The following is a 13,341-nucleotide window of genomic DNA, read 5'->3' on the forward strand; positions in this document are numbered from 1 at the left end:
ATGCGGTGATGAAAATTTGCGCTCAGTGTGACGATCGCGGCACCTATCGCGCAACGCGATATGCCGGATAGGCCGTATTGCGCTGCGCGATAAAAGGTGTGGGGCGCGAGCCGGTGCGGCGCGGTTGTGCCGGCCGCAAACGTAAAACTGGCGGGGCTTACGGGCGATCTGGACGACACACGGCTGGTTCTGCCCGCATGGCGTCACTCAGGTAAACCCCGATCTGCTAAACGCAGTTCAACTAGCCAAGAAACAGCCGGTAGACAGGATTTTTCGTCTCTTCCCAGCACGGATAGCCGAGCGTTTCGATGAAGCGCTCGAACGCGTGGTGGTCGCTTTCGGGCACCTGAATGCCGACCAGAATCGAGCTGTAGTCCGCGCCCTGGTTGCGGTAGTGGAACAAGCACGGTCAAGATCTTGTCGAGCCCTTTCGGACTGCCATTGAACAGCCTTCCCAAGCGCCTTTGAGCAACGCCGCGATCAATCGTGCACGCCGCTCTGCTTCTTGAATGCCGCGAGAATGCGCTGCTCCAGCACGTTGTAATCGCGGCCGAAGTGATGATCGCCGGAGGTGCGAATGACTTCGACACCAGTCTTCCCGAGCGCCGGACACAGCGTGTCTTCTTCGCTCTCACCATAGAAGCATTGGACGATCGACGGCGGCACATGCGTCAACTCGGGCCGCACGTTCAGCGCCTTGTCGCTCGCGGGCATGCCGAGCCAACCGCCAACGCGGATCTGGAAATCGGCGTCGGGCGCGAAGCCGAGCAGCGACATCAGCGACACCTGATCGCGCTGCGCCTGCGGCAGACGGTTGTACGCGAACGGCATGACATCGGCGCCGAACGAATAGCCGATCAGCGCGATGTGCTGCGCGTGCCAGCGCGCGCCATAGGTTTGCATCACGCGCGCGAGATCGCGGCTCGTTTGCGCGGGGGACTGCTCGCTCCAGAAATAACGCAGGCTATCCCAGCCGATCACCGACACACCATCTTTCTGCAGCGCCTGCGCGATCGTCTTGTCGAGATCGCGCCAGCCGCCATCGCCGGAGATCACGATCGCCATCAGGCCATTCGGATGCGCAGCCGGCAACTCGATCAGCGGCAGGTCGGATACGTCGTCGGCACTTGTCGCGACCGGCTGCAGATGCGGCGTCAGCAGCGCGACGACACGCGCGCGATCGGCATTGCCCGTACTCGCCTTCTCGACGAAGCCCGGCACCTTGTCGCGGATCACCGTCGGGTCGGGCGCACACGGCTTGAAGCGTGCGTCGAGCGCGTGGTCGGCATCGACCGACACCGCGCCCGCAATCGTATTGGAGGGCGCCTGCTCGAGCACGTGCATCGCGAGCGTTGCGCCCTGCCCCGTACCCGCGACGATCGGCGCGAAATAGTGGCTCGATTGCGATTGCCGTTCGAGCTGATGGCTGAGCGCCTCGGCATCGCCCACCAGTTGATGACAGGTTTCCTTTTTCGCGGCGAGGTTGGCCGCGTAGCGCGCGGTATCGACGCCGACCGTCAACGCGCCCGCTTTCGCGAGCGCATCGGCGCTCTGCTGATCGGCCCCACTCCAGCCGCTTGCCTGCGAATACAGCACGACGAAGCCGCGCAGCGGCCCCTCAGGCTGCGTCACGCGCACGTCGCCATAGCGGCCGCCGGGCACCGTGGTGGTGGCCGCGTGCGCGAGCGCGCCCCAGCTCAGAGCGCTCACCGCGACGGCGAGTCGAAACAACGGATGCAATGTCATGAACGCCGGCCTCCTGCCAACAGCGACAGGTCCGCGAGCGTGAAGAACACGCCGGAACCGGATGCCGCGAGATAACGCGGCTCCCAGTGCGGCTGGAACTTGCTCTTGAAAGCACGCAGTCCGCGGAAATTATAGAAGCGGCCGCCGAAGCGCCACACGATGCCGGCCAGCCGATGCCAGCGCGACGCGAGCGGTGTCGGCTGCACGCCGGAGAGCGGCGCAATGCCGAGACTGAGCGAGCGGAAGCCCGCCTGCTTCAGATGCAGCGCGAGCTGCGTGAACAGATATTCCATCGCGTACGGCGACGCGCTTTCGACGTGTCGCATCACGCCGACGGTCGCCTCGGTATTCATATCGGTCGTCATGAAGGTCACGAACGCGAGTGGCTCGCCGTTCTGGCGCACCAGCATCACGGATTGCGCGGCGAGGTATTCGTCATGGAAAGCCGCGACCGAGAAGCTTTTCTCGCGCGCGTCGCGGCTGTCGAGCCAGCCGTCGGAAATGCCGCGCAGCGTTTCGAGCGACGCCGGCACCTGCGCCTGATCGATCACTTCGACGCAAAAGCCGTCACGCTCGCCGCGTTTTAGCGCATAGCGCAGATGCGCGCGATGCGAGCCCTTCAGATCGAAGTCGTCGAGCACGACGTGCGCTTCCTCGCCGAGCTTCATCAGCGTGAGGCCGGCATCGAGATACAGCGGCAGCGCATTCGCGCGCACCTGGTAGAACGCGGCCCGACCGCCGTGCGCATGCGCGAGCGCGACGAACTTGCTGATGAGGCCCGCCCACTCTTCGCGCGGACCCACCGGATCGTGCAACGCGGCCCACGTGCGGCCGTATTTCGCGTACATCAGGAAAGCCTCGCGCGACTCCGAAAACAGGAAGCTCTTGTCGCCCATCAACGCGAGACCGGCATCGCTGCGCTCCTGGGCTCGCACGATGCGCGCGGCGTCGTGCAGATCTTCTGGCGCCGGCTTCACGAAGCGGCCCGGCGCGAGACGCAGCAATTGCCAGAACGAGAAGGTCGCGGCGAACAGGCTCGCGGCGAGCGTCGCGCGCAGCGCGCGCGGCGCGCGCTCGTCGAACGCGAATTGCCACCACAGGTCGCGCGTGTACGGCACGTCACGGAAAGCGAACAGCATGACCCACGTCGCGAGCATCAGCACCATCACGATCGACACGAGCCAGCCAGCCGTAAAGCGCTCGGCGAACAGCGATGAATGACGGTTGAAGCGCTTGCGCGTCGCGAGCAGCAGGACGATCAGCATGCCGAGCACACCGGCCTCGACGAACGCGAGACCCTTGGTCAGCGACAGCGCGAGGCTCAGCACCGCGAGCGCGAGCGTCATCCACCACGCGGCATCGAGCCGCCGCAGCAGCCCGCGCGCGACGAATAGCAACAGCACGCCGAGCACGCTGCACAGCATCTGCGAGCTTTCGAGCACCCACAGGGGCACCAGGTCGCGCAGCACATGAATGCGCTGCCAGAACGCGGGCGTCGCACTCGAAATCACCAGCATGCCGCCGACCACGAACGTGACGAGGCTCAGAAACAGCGGCGCGAGTTCCGACACGCGCTCCGCCTGCAACAACGACAGACGGTTCTTCAGCGCGCGCCCCTCGAAGCCCGCGAGCAGCGCCGCGGAGACGACCAGCGGCACGCCGAAATAGATCGCGCGATAAGCGAGCAGCGCAGCGACCATCTGATGCATCTGCACGCTGCCGCTCAGCGTGAACACCATCGCCGCCTCGAACACGCCGACGCCGCCAGGCGTATGGCCAATCATGCCGAGCAGCATCGCGGCCGCGTAGACGGTGATGAAGCCGATGAAGCTCACGTTCGCATGCGGCAGCAATGCCCACAGCGCGAGGCCCGCGGCGATGACGTCCAGCACCGCCAGCGCGACTTGCGCGAGCAGATCGCGGCGCGCGGGAATATCGAACGACAGCCATTGCCAGCGCGTGCGGACCGGCCTGGTTTCGCGGCGGCACGCGGCGGCCGCGAGCGTCAGCGCGATCAGCAGCGTAGCGCCGCTCCAACGCAGCGCGACCGGCGACAGATGCAGCATCGGCGCGAGCTGGCCGGCCATGCAGACCATGCCGAGCGCGGTCATCAACACCAGCGCGAGCGCGAGCGACACGCTCGTGAACACCGTCATGCGGCCGATCTGCGCGGGGGTGATGTTCGCGACGCCGTACACGCGCGCGCGCACGGCGCCTCCCGTCAGCGCGCCGAAACCGGTCGCATTGCCGAGCGCCGAACCGGCCGTCGCGCCGACCCACAGCGCCGCGCGTGGCACGCTTGCGCCGAGATAGCGCAGGCCCACCGCGTCGCGCCCAACCAGCGCGACGTAGCTGAGCGCAGTCGCGCCGAGCGCGCCGATCCACTCGCGCGCCGACAGCTCGCGCAGATGGCGGATCACCGAACGATAATCCACTGCCTCCGACAGATGCTGCAGCACGACCAGCAGCAGCCCGCAAATGACGAGCGCGAGCACGGGCGACAGAAGTCCCCGGTTGCCAGGCGCTTTCGCTGCACGGCCGAGCAGCGCGCGCAGGCGCTCGAGGCTGGGTTGAAGTCGGGGAAACATGGTCAATGCGGGCCTTGCGAGGAGCGGTCGCCGCGACGGGCCGTCGCGCGCGGTATCGCCTGTGGCGGCGATTACAAAGAGATAACGGCAAAACGTGCAAAAGGTTGACAGCATTAGCTATTTCGCTGTCGATCCCGTCACGCGTCGCGTCAAAAAGGGCGCGATTGTAATGCTTGTTCGCGCGATGCAAGGCATCGATGATAGAGCAAGCGCGGCATCAAGAAGCCGCCTGGGCGCGCCGTAATCAGGAGCGGAACCGCGGCGCGGGACGCCGCGCGGCTAGCGGCGCCACTGGCGCACTGGCCGTGTCAGGTGCCGGAGCTGGAGGGAAATGGGGATCGCAGATCGGGCTTGACGTCAGAAAATACGCAGCTAACGGGTGCCTGACGGTCCGTTTAACCGGCCCAGAAAGCACAATGCCCGCTACTCGAGCGGGCATTGACACGACAGCCGGCGCTTGCGCGGCCGGCAGCAACACTTGTTGTTGCGCTTAGTTCGGGCGACGGTGCGCTTCGGCGATCAAGGCGCAGTTCTGCAGATGCAGGTTCAGCGCATGCAGCGCCAGCGCGCGCAGCTTGCCGAAGAACGTATTGGCGGCGGGGGTGGAACGGACGACATTCGATGCGGTGTTCATGGCGGCTCCTTATAGGGTTTATACCTAGGCAATAACCCGATTATAGCCGTGTCATGGCGCAGCGCAACAAAAATCAAAATACTTCTTATGCAACGTAGCGGCGCCACCGTCGCTTGGCGGCGATAAAAGTTTGTAAAAGGGCGACATCGATAACGCAGGTATTAACAACCTGCACCGTACAGGTGCAATAATGCCCCCTTTGCCTGCGACGCTTCGCCGCAGTCTCGCCGTCATGACCATCGCCCAGACTCAGAAAGCTCTGATTGCGCCTCTTATCGTCGCGTGCGCGATGTTCATGGAAAGCGTCGACGCCAACGTGATCGTCACCGCGCTGCCGGCGATGGCGCGCGATTTCGCGCGCGATCCGGTCACGCTGAAGATCGCGGTGACGAGCTACGTGCTAGGGCTCGGCGTGTTCATCCCCGTGTGCGGCTGGCTCGCCGACAAGTTCGGCGCGCGCACGGTGTTTCGCACGGCGATCGGCATCTTCGTGACGGGCTCGCTGTTGTGTGCCGCGTCGAACTCGCTTGCCACCTTCACGGTTGCGCGTTTCATTCAGGGGGTCGGTGGCGCGATGATGGTGCCGGTCGGGCGGATCATCATCTTTCGCGTCGTGGAGAAAGCCGACTTCATCCGCGCGATGAACTACCTGAGCGTGCCGGCGATGCTCGGCCCCGCCGCTGGTCCGCTGCTCGGTGGCTTCATCACGACGTATCTGCACTGGCGGCTGATCTTCTTCATCAACGTGCCGATCGGCATTCTCGGCATCTATCTGACCAACCGTTATATCGCCAATACGCGCGAGCCCGACCCCGGCCCGCTCGACTGGGTCGGCTTCCTGCTGTCGGCGGCGGGCGCGGTGCTGCTGCTGCTCGGCTTGTCGCTGGTCGGCGGCGAACTGATTTCCAGTGTGGACGCATTCGGCATGTGCGCGCTCGGCGCCATGCTGCTGGCGATCTACGTCGCGTACGCGCAGCGTGTCGCGCTGCCGCTGCTCGATCTGCGCTTTTTCAAGGTGCCGACTTTCCAGGCGAGCGTGCTCGGCGGCTCGCTGTTCCGCATCGGCCTCGGTGCGTTGCCGTTCCTGCTGCCGCTGCTGTTGCAGGAAGGGCACGGCATGAGCGCGTTCCAATCGGGGCTGATCACCTGCGCGTCCGCGTTCGGCGGCATGTTCATGCGCACGGTCGCCTCCACCGTGCTGCGCCGCTTCGGCTTTCGCCAGGTGCTCGTCATCAACGCCGCGCTATCGGGCCTTTCGATCGCGGCATGCGGGCTCTTTTTCCCGCACACGCCGACGTGGATCATCTGGTTCGTCGTGCTGCTCGGTGGCTTCTTCCCAGCGTTGCAATTCACGAGCCTCAATTCGCTGACCTACGCGGAGATCGCGAGCCGTGACATCGGCCGCGCGACGAGCCTCGGCAGCGTCGTGCAGCAGATGTCGCTCGGTCTCGGCGTGACCGTCGGCGGGATCGTGCTGCAGATTTCGCGCGCGCTGCATGGGCATCCGAGCATCACGTGGTCGGATTTCTGGCCCGCGTTTCTCGTCGTCGGGCTGTGCTCGTTCGCGTCGATTCCGGTCACGCTGCGCTTGCCGCGCGGCGCGGGCGCGGAGATTTCGCGAGGCGGGCGCGGCTGAGCCGTATGCCAGCGCCCCGCCCTTCACGGGTTCGGGCATTCATGCGCGCTTGCGAATCACGCTCACCTCGCCATTGCGTTCGAGAATCGCGGCGGCCACGTTGTCCATCGAGCGCGAGCCGGTCTTCTGTCGCACGCTTTCCTCGATGTCGGTGCGCGTGACGAGCGCCGCGTGCATTTCGTCCGCGTGAAACTTGCCGTCGCTGAACACCTCGCGCTCGGTGCCGCCCACCAGCAATTCGAAGCGGCGCGAGCGTATGAACGCCCACGCCAGCACCCTGTGACATAACACGATCACGAACGACGCGACCACGGTCGCGATAAACGGCGACGCACCGACGATCGCGCGGCTCAGCGTCGCGCCGAGCAGAATCACGACGACCGAATCGAACGGCGAGCGCTGTCCGAACGAACGTCGCCCCGATACGCGGATCAGCACGAGCGCGATCACGAACACGGCGATCGAGCGCAGACCCATCTGCAACGGGTCGAGCTCCCGGCCCTGGCCGAATAGAACGAAAAACGCGTCCATCATGTTCGTCCCTCCCCGCGACGCATCGCCGTCGATCAGGCCAGCGCGCTATCCGTCGCCCATGAGATGAGCGTATCGCCGAAGCCGCCGCGCGCGCGGACCGCGGTGCGCGCGCTCGTGCTCACGCGCGGCGCCGCGCTCCACGCGATGCGCGCGCCAGTCGCGATCAGGCGATCGACGAGCGCGACGTCCTCGCTGCACCTGAGCGGCGGAAAGCCGCCCGAGCGCCGATAGGCGTCCGCGGAAACGCCGAGATTCGCGCCATGCACGTGACGATGTCCGTCGGCGTCGACATAGGTCTTGCGAAAATATTCGCGCACGCTGTGCGGATGCGCGCCCCAGTCGTCGACGGCGATCGAGCCGCACACTGCATCGGCATCGAGCGCCAGTTGTGCGGCTAGCCAGCCGGGCGACACGCGACTGTCGGCGTCGGTAAACGCGAGCCAGCGCGCGCCCTGCGCGAGCACCAGCGACGCGCCGAGCGCCCGCGCGATCCCGACGTTGCGCGCCTTCAGCGCGAGCGTCTGCACGCCGTAAGCGCGCGCGATCGCCCCGCTCAAATCGCTGCAAGCGTCGAGCGCGACGACGATCCGCACCTCCTCGCCGGCGAGCGCTTCGTGCCGCGAGGCTTCGAGCAAGGCCGCGAGGCAGCGCGCGATCAACGCCTCTTCGTTATGCGCCGGAACGATCACGCCGATCATAGAAGCCCCTCGCGTTGCGCGACCGAGCGTGCGTCGCGCGACCACACGTCGATCAGCAGATCGGCTTCGTCGTGATGCGCGACACGCGCGACAGCGCAGCGCGCGTCGAATAGCGCGTGCGCGCGGTCGGCGGATACGCGCGCTTCGGCAAACGGCCGGCGCCAATGACAGGCGAGCAGCGTGCCGTCCATCGTCAGCGACCCGGCGATGCGCGCGGCCAGTGCTTCGAGCTCGGCCGCCTCGAGGTAATACGCGAACTCGCTGATCACGATCAGATCGAACGGTCCGTGCTCCGTCGGCCATTCACGCGGCACCTTGCGCTGTTCGAGCCGCACGTTCGATGCGCGCGCCACGCGTTCTCGCGCAAGCTCGACGGCGCGCGCGTGCAGATCGACGGCGAGTAGTGCGTCGCAGCGCGCCGCGAGTTCCGCCGTCAACTCGCCGTTCGCGCAGCCCGGTTCGAACGCGTTGCGATAGCGCGGCCGCGGCAGTAGCGCGAGGGTCAGCGCACGCTTGCGGAGTTCGTACCAGCCTTCGCGCAAGCGCCACGGATCGTCGCTGTGCCGGTAAAGTTCATCGAAGTCCAGCATCGTCGAGCTCATCTCAGCGATCCTCCGAAGCCTGGGGAAAACAGGTCATAGCGTCCACGGCATGAGTGTTTGCGAACACGCATGAGGCGATGCCGGAGCGGCGGTCGTGTCAACGGACGCGACGAGCCGTTCGCCGAGCGCGGCGAGATCGCGTTCCGCGTGGCTTTGCCGCAGAAATACCGGCAGGTCGGCGAGCGCCCGCGCGAAGCGCGCGTTGCGGCACAACGGGCCCGCGCCGAGCGCACGCGTCGCGTGATCGATCACGGCGCTCGCAGCCTGTTCAACCACAAGACGCGCGCGCAACACCCGCATCTGCGCATCAGCCGACGGCTGCGCGTCGATCCACGCGGCGGTTTCGCGCAGTACCGCGGCGGCCGACTGCAACGCGACATCGGTCGCACCGAGATGAGCCAGACGATGCGCATCCGCGCGCCGGGCGCACGCGTCGCGCAGCGTGCGGCCGATCTGCGCGGCCGCGCCGTACCAGCACGCGGCGATACCGGCGCCACCATGCCAGAAGCCCGCGCGACGCAGGTACGCATGCGGCCCGCCGACGAGCGTCGCCGCCGTGTCGTTGAACGTGACATCCGCGCTCGCGGTCGCCTGCATACCGACGGCCTGCCACTTCGATGTATCGATCGAGATCGAGCTCTGGTCCAGCGCGAGCGCCGCGAGCACGGGCTCGTCGTCGCGCCATGCCGTCACGAGCGCATGGGTGAGCGCCCGCGCGCCGGAGCACCAGGCTTTGGTGCCGCACAGGCGTACCCGAGCGCCGTCGCCGCAAACGTTCTGGATGCCTTCGTTGACTGCGCACACCCGCGCGTCGGGCGCCTCGGCGGCCCACACGCCCCAGCGGCTTGCCGCGGGCGGCATTGGACCATTCAGCTCGGCGAGAATCGCGAGCGCGTCGGTATGACCTTCGAACAGTTTGACGAGACCGAGGTCGCACGCGGCAACGGCGGCGAGCGCACGCCAGCGCACCAGCGTCTGGCCATGCCCTGGCAACGGCACGGTCGGCGCGCGATCGTAGCCGCGCTCGATCAACTGCGCGAGCAGTTCACCGAGGGCGACGGGATCGTTCGCATCGAAGTGCGCGTCGCGCAAGAAATCGTCGAGCGATACAGCGGGTTTGCCGGGCTGCGGCGCGCGGTCACCTTGTTCATTCGAGACTTGCCGTGACTGGGCCTTGAAGCTGGCCGCGTGGTCGCGCGTGTCGAGCATCGTGCCTCCCCGCACCGGTTCGATCCTCGGCCCGCCGGGTGGCGGTGGACCGCAACGTATGCAGAGTCGGAGCAAGCACCGTGCCCCGCCCCGGGGAGCCCACGGCAGCAAAAAGCGGCTACGTCCCTGCGCTTCCGCTCAGGCGCCCATCCGCCTTCGTGAGCAACGCATCGAGGACCGCCATCTCGACTGGCTTCACGAGGTGCGCATGAAAACCCGCCTTGCGGGTGCGATCGAGATCGCTCGCATGACCGAAGCCCGTCATCGCCGCGTACATCGTGCGGATCATTTCGGGCAGCGCGCGCATCGCCGCGAGCGTCGCATAGCCATCCATCTTCGGCATCGCAATGTCGATCAGCGCGAGATGCGGCGAAAAGCGCGGCGCGATCTGCAGCGCCTGCTCGCCCTCGTAGGCGATACGCACCTCGTGGCCCTTCAGTTCGAGCAGCATCGCGAGGCTGTCGGCCGAATCGCGATTGTCGTCGACGAGGAGAATCCGCAACGGCTGCACGTCCGGCGCGGTACCGCTCGTGTCGCTGTCCGCGGTGTCGGACAGCGTGGATGCGAGCGGCAGACTCAGCGTGAAGGTGCTGCCGAGCCCGAGTCCTTCACTGCTCGCGACAATGCTGCCGCCATGCATCTCGACGAGCGACTTGCACAGCGTCAGGCCGATCCCCAGTCCGCCCTCGCCGATGTTTTGCCCGTCTTTCTCCTGCGCGAACAGCTCGAAGATCCTGTCGAGCGAGCGCACCGGAATGCCGCAGCCGGGGTCGCGCACTTCGAGCACCGCCATGCGAAAGTCGACGCGGCCCTGCATTTCGATCACGCTGCCGTTCGGCGAAAACTTCGACGCGTTGTGCAGCAGGTTTTGCAGCACCTGCACGAGCCGCGTCATGTCGCCGCGAATGATCACGGGGGCGTCGGGCACATGCGCGACCACGCGCTGCCCGCGCGAGTCGGTGAACGGCCGCGCCGCTTCGACCGCGCGCGCGACGAGTTCGGCGAGATCGACGCGTGAAATACGCAGCTCGACCTTGTCGGACATGATGCGGCCGATATCGAGCAGATCGTCGACGAGCCGCGTCAGGTGCGCGACCTGGCGATCGATCAGATCGCGCGCCCGCGCGAGCATCGGGCTCAGATTGGTTTCCATCTGCATCGTGCCGATCGCGTTGCGCACCGGCGCGAGCGGATTGCGCAGTTCGTGCGCGAGCGTCGCGAGAAATTCGCGCATGCGCTCACCGGAGCGCTCGAGTTCCTCGCGCCGGCGCCGCTCGGTCAGATCGCGCGTGACCTTGGCGAAGCCGCGCAGGTGTCGCGATTCGTCATAGACGGCGGTGATGATCACGTTGGCCCAGAACGTCGAGCCGTCCTTGCGCACCCGCCAGCCCTCGTCTTCCACGGTGCCGATCTGCCGCGCGATCGCGAGCTCGCGCGCGGGCTTGCCGGCCGCCGCCTCCTCGGGCACATAGAACAACGAGAAGTGCCGGCCGACGATTTCATCGTGCGTATAGCCCTTGATGCGCGCGGCGCCCGAATTCCAGCTCACGACGAAGCCTTGCGGATCGAGCATGAAGATCGCGTAATCCTTCACGCTATCGACCAGCAGACGGAAGCGCTCCTCGCTCTGCCGCAACGCTTCGAGGTATTCGCGCTGCGCGGTCAGGTCGCGCGTGATCTTCGCGAAGCCCGTGACCTCGCCCGCCTGGTTGCGTATCGCGGTGATCACGACGTTCGCCCAGAACGTCGTGCTGTCTTTGCGCACGCGCCAGCCTTCATCCTCGAAGCGGCCGGTCAGCGCCGCCTGTTCCAGCTCGTGGGTCGGCCAGCCGCGCGCGACGGCCTCCTCGACGTAGAAGCGCGAGAAATGCTGGCCGACGATCTCGTTCTCCGTGTAGCCCTTCAGCTTCTGCGCGCCGACATTCCAGCTGACGATGTTGCCTTTCGCATCGAGCAGAAAGATCGCATAGTCCGAAATCGCCTGTACGAGCGACAAATAATCGACGCTGACGGGCGCTGGCGGCACAGCGTCGGCCCGCACTCGAGCGGGCTCGCAGTAATCGCGGGAAGAAGAAACAGGGAGCTGGGTCATGGCGGGCACGCAATTGGAATTTTCGTGTGAAGCAACCCTCGCGCCTGGCCGGCGCTACAACCGTCGCGCAAACGGTCGCGCGGTCCACGGCTGGGCCGGGATGCGTCGCCAGCGGCGCGCGCGCCCCGGCCCATAAGGCGCAAAGCTCATAACGGCGGGCCTCGCCATGGCTAAATGCCAATGACGGATAGCGTCGCCGCGTTGCGGTTTCGGCTCTCCGATTTGCCGTTGGTCAGGAAAAACAGGCCTGTCGATTGAAAAAGATATTCACGACTTTCGCCTCGCGAAGGTGCGATGGCGGGCGGCGATCAGGCACCATCAGGCCAGGAAGAAAGACAAGGCCGCGCGTCAACCCGCCGCGCCGATCTTTTCCGCGAGCTTCGCGTCGTAGCTCGAATGGACGTGCACACGCTTTTTGTCGGGATACGCGTACTCGTACGCCTTGCGCAGTGCGAGCGACGCCTCGTGAAAGCCCGACAGGATCAGCTTCTGCTTGTTCGGATAGTTCGCGATGTCGCCGACCGCAAAGATGCCCGGCCGCGAGCTTTCATAGTTCGATGTATCGACGTCGACGCGGCCGCCGTGAATCGTCAGCCCCCATTGCGCGATCGGGCCGAGATCGGCGACGAGTCCATACAGCGCGATCAGATGCTCGGCTTCGAGTTGCGTCTCACCGCCGATCTGCCGCAGCGTCAGCGAACGCAGCGCGCCGTCTGTCACGTCGAGCGCCGCGATTCCGCCGACGATGAAGTCCATCTCGCCCGCGTCGACCGCGCGCCGCATCAGTTCGACGCTCGAATCGGCCGCGCTGAAGCCCGCGCGCCGATGCACGAGGGTCACGCGCCGCGCGACCTTGCGTAATGCCAGCGCCCAGTCGAGCGCCGAATCGCCGCCGCCCGCGACGACCACGTTTTTGTCGGCAAAGTCCGCGAGGCGCGGCACACTGTAGTGCACGTGACGCGTTTCGAGCGGCCCGGCCTCGGGGAGCGTGAGCTTTTGCGGAACGAACGCGCCATTGCCGGCGCCGAGCAGGATCGCCGCGACGTCGAACACGAGGCCGCGCTGCGTGCGCACGGTCCAGCGTCCGTCGTCGCGCTGCTCGACTGTTTCGACGCGCTGTTCCAGATGAATCGGCACATCGAACGGCTTGCACTGTGCGAGCAGCCGTTCGACCAGTTCGCGCGCCGTGCAAGACGTGATGGCGGGGATGTCGTAGATCGGCTTGTCGGGATACAGCTCGATGCACTGTCCACCGACGCGTCCGAGTATGTCGACGATCTGACAGGTGACGCCGATCACGCCGGCCTCGAATGCCGCGAACAGACCCACGGGACCGGCGCCGACGATCAGGACATCGGTGCGGATCGGCGAGGTGGGCGAAGCAGAAGGGTCGGCGGCAACGGTCATGGGGCAGGTCTCCGGATCACGGTGGGAGGCGCAAAGGAAGAATCGATGACCCACCATACCGAATCGGCCCACACGCGGCAACGATGTCATTGCCGACGGTAAGGATGCTCGGCACGCGCGCCCGACATCCCAAAGTGGCTACCTGAAAAAATCTGAAATCGGCCATTTTTATCATCCAAACCGCGGACTAAGCTG

Annotated in this window: 10 protein-coding genes and 1 pseudogene; 1 reads left to right on the forward strand and 10 read right to left on the reverse strand. The window is 66.0% G+C overall.

Translation table 11 applies throughout. The features are described 5' to 3' along the window. Positions 1-241: 241 nt before the first annotated feature. The 4 genes and pseudogenes from OKW43_RS23370 to OKW43_RS23385 all read right to left on the reverse strand — a co-directional run. A pseudogene (locus OKW43_RS23370) lies at positions 242-403 on the reverse strand (threonine ammonia-lyase, biosynthetic); the annotation flags it as partial. A 77-nt stretch (positions 404-480) separates the two neighbouring features. Next, positions 481-1,746 (reverse strand): virulence factor family protein, encoded by a 1,266-nt coding sequence (locus OKW43_RS23375; protein ID WP_429450141.1) that lies wholly within the window; start codon positions 1,744-1,746, stop codon positions 481-483. Next, positions 1,743-4,334, reverse strand: a complete 2,592-nt coding sequence (mprF, locus tag OKW43_RS23380; RefSeq protein ID WP_187636437.1) for a bifunctional lysylphosphatidylglycerol flippase/synthetase MprF — start codon at positions 4,332-4,334, stop codon at positions 1,743-1,745. Before mprF ends, OKW43_RS23375 begins: the two co-directional genes overlap by 4 nt. Positions 4,335-4,824: 490 nt before the next feature. After that, positions 4,825-4,968, reverse strand: a complete 144-nt coding sequence (locus OKW43_RS23385; protein ID WP_187636436.1) for a hypothetical protein — start codon at positions 4,966-4,968, stop codon at positions 4,825-4,827. 232 nt (positions 4,969-5,200) lie between these two features. Here OKW43_RS23385 and OKW43_RS23390 point away from each other — a divergent pair, with 232 nt between their 5' ends. Further along, on the forward strand, positions 5,201-6,604 hold the full coding sequence (locus OKW43_RS23390) for an MFS transporter (RefSeq protein WP_187636435.1): 1,404 nt from the start codon (positions 5,201-5,203) through the stop codon (positions 6,602-6,604). 39 nt (positions 6,605-6,643) lie between these two features. On the opposite strand, the gene OKW43_RS23395 is transcribed toward OKW43_RS23390, so the two are convergent. The 6 genes from OKW43_RS23395 to OKW43_RS23420 form a co-directional block, all read right to left on the reverse strand. Continuing rightward, on the reverse strand, positions 6,644-7,138 hold the full coding sequence (locus tag OKW43_RS23395; RefSeq protein WP_187636434.1) for a DUF421 domain-containing protein: 495 nt from the start codon (positions 7,136-7,138) through the stop codon (positions 6,644-6,646). A gap of 32 nt (positions 7,139-7,170) precedes the next feature. Further along, positions 7,171-7,836: a glycosyltransferase gene (locus tag OKW43_RS23400; RefSeq protein WP_187636433.1), complete on the reverse strand. Its 666-nt coding sequence runs from the start codon at positions 7,834-7,836 to the stop codon at positions 7,171-7,173. Continuing rightward, a complete protein-coding gene (locus OKW43_RS23405) occupies positions 7,833-8,438 on the reverse strand; it encodes an SAM-dependent methyltransferase (protein WP_187636432.1) in 606 nt (201 codons plus the stop codon). The genes OKW43_RS23400 and OKW43_RS23405 overlap by 4 nt, the downstream gene beginning before the upstream one ends. A gap of 33 nt (positions 8,439-8,471) precedes the next feature. Continuing rightward, positions 8,472-9,647 carry an acyl-CoA dehydrogenase gene (locus tag OKW43_RS23410; RefSeq protein ID WP_429450145.1) on the reverse strand — a complete coding sequence of 392 codons (1,176 nt, stop codon included), beginning with the start codon at positions 9,645-9,647 and terminating at the stop codon, positions 8,472-8,474. A gap of 118 nt (positions 9,648-9,765) precedes the next feature. Beyond that, entirely contained in the window at positions 9,766-11,739 is a 1,974-nt protein-coding gene (locus OKW43_RS23415; RefSeq protein WP_429450147.1) for a hybrid sensor histidine kinase/response regulator, read from the reverse strand. A gap of 348 nt (positions 11,740-12,087) precedes the next feature. Continuing rightward, a complete protein-coding gene (locus OKW43_RS23420; protein WP_429450149.1) occupies positions 12,088-13,146 on the reverse strand; it encodes an NAD(P)/FAD-dependent oxidoreductase in 1,059 nt (352 codons plus the stop codon). Positions 13,147-13,341 lie beyond the last annotated feature (195 nt).

Origin of the sequence: Paraburkholderia sp. WC7.3g (assembly GCF_050436345.1) — a bacterium.
Classification (GTDB): domain Bacteria; phylum Pseudomonadota; class Gammaproteobacteria; order Burkholderiales; family Burkholderiaceae; genus Paraburkholderia; species Paraburkholderia podalyriae.

What these genes read in the sequence shown, in the direction of transcription:
- OKW43_RS23385 (WP_187636436.1), bottom strand. Translation starts at nt 4,968, where the DNA reads ATGAACACCGCATCGAATGTCGTCCGTTCCACCCCCGCCGCCAATACG.
- OKW43_RS23400 (WP_187636433.1), bottom strand. Translation starts at nt 7,836, where the DNA reads ATGATCGGCGTGATCGTTCCGGCGCATAACGAAGAGGCGTTGATCGCG.
- mprF (WP_187636437.1), bottom strand. Translation starts at nt 4,334, where the DNA reads ATGTTTCCCCGACTTCAACCCAGCCTCGAGCGCCTGCGCGCGCTGCTC.
- OKW43_RS23410 (WP_429450145.1), bottom strand. Translation starts at nt 9,647, where the DNA reads ATGCTCGACACGCGCGACCACGCGGCCAGCTTCAAGGCCCAGTCACGG.
- OKW43_RS23415 (WP_429450147.1), bottom strand. Translation starts at nt 11,739, where the DNA reads ATGACCCAGCTCCCTGTTTCTTCTTCCCGCGATTACTGCGAGCCCGCT.
- OKW43_RS23375 (WP_429450141.1), bottom strand. Translation starts at nt 1,746, where the DNA reads ATGACATTGCATCCGTTGTTTCGACTCGCCGTCGCGGTGAGCGCTCTG.
- OKW43_RS23405 (WP_187636432.1), bottom strand. Translation starts at nt 8,438, where the DNA reads ATGAGCTCGACGATGCTGGACTTCGATGAACTTTACCGGCACAGCGAC.
- OKW43_RS23390 (WP_187636435.1), top strand. Translation starts at nt 5,201, where the DNA reads ATGACCATCGCCCAGACTCAGAAAGCTCTGATTGCGCCTCTTATCGTC.
- OKW43_RS23395 (WP_187636434.1), bottom strand. Translation starts at nt 7,138, where the DNA reads ATGATGGACGCGTTTTTCGTTCTATTCGGCCAGGGCCGGGAGCTCGAC.
- OKW43_RS23420 (WP_429450149.1), bottom strand. Translation starts at nt 13,146, where the DNA reads ATGACCGTTGCCGCCGACCCTTCTGCTTCGCCCACCTCGCCGATCCGC.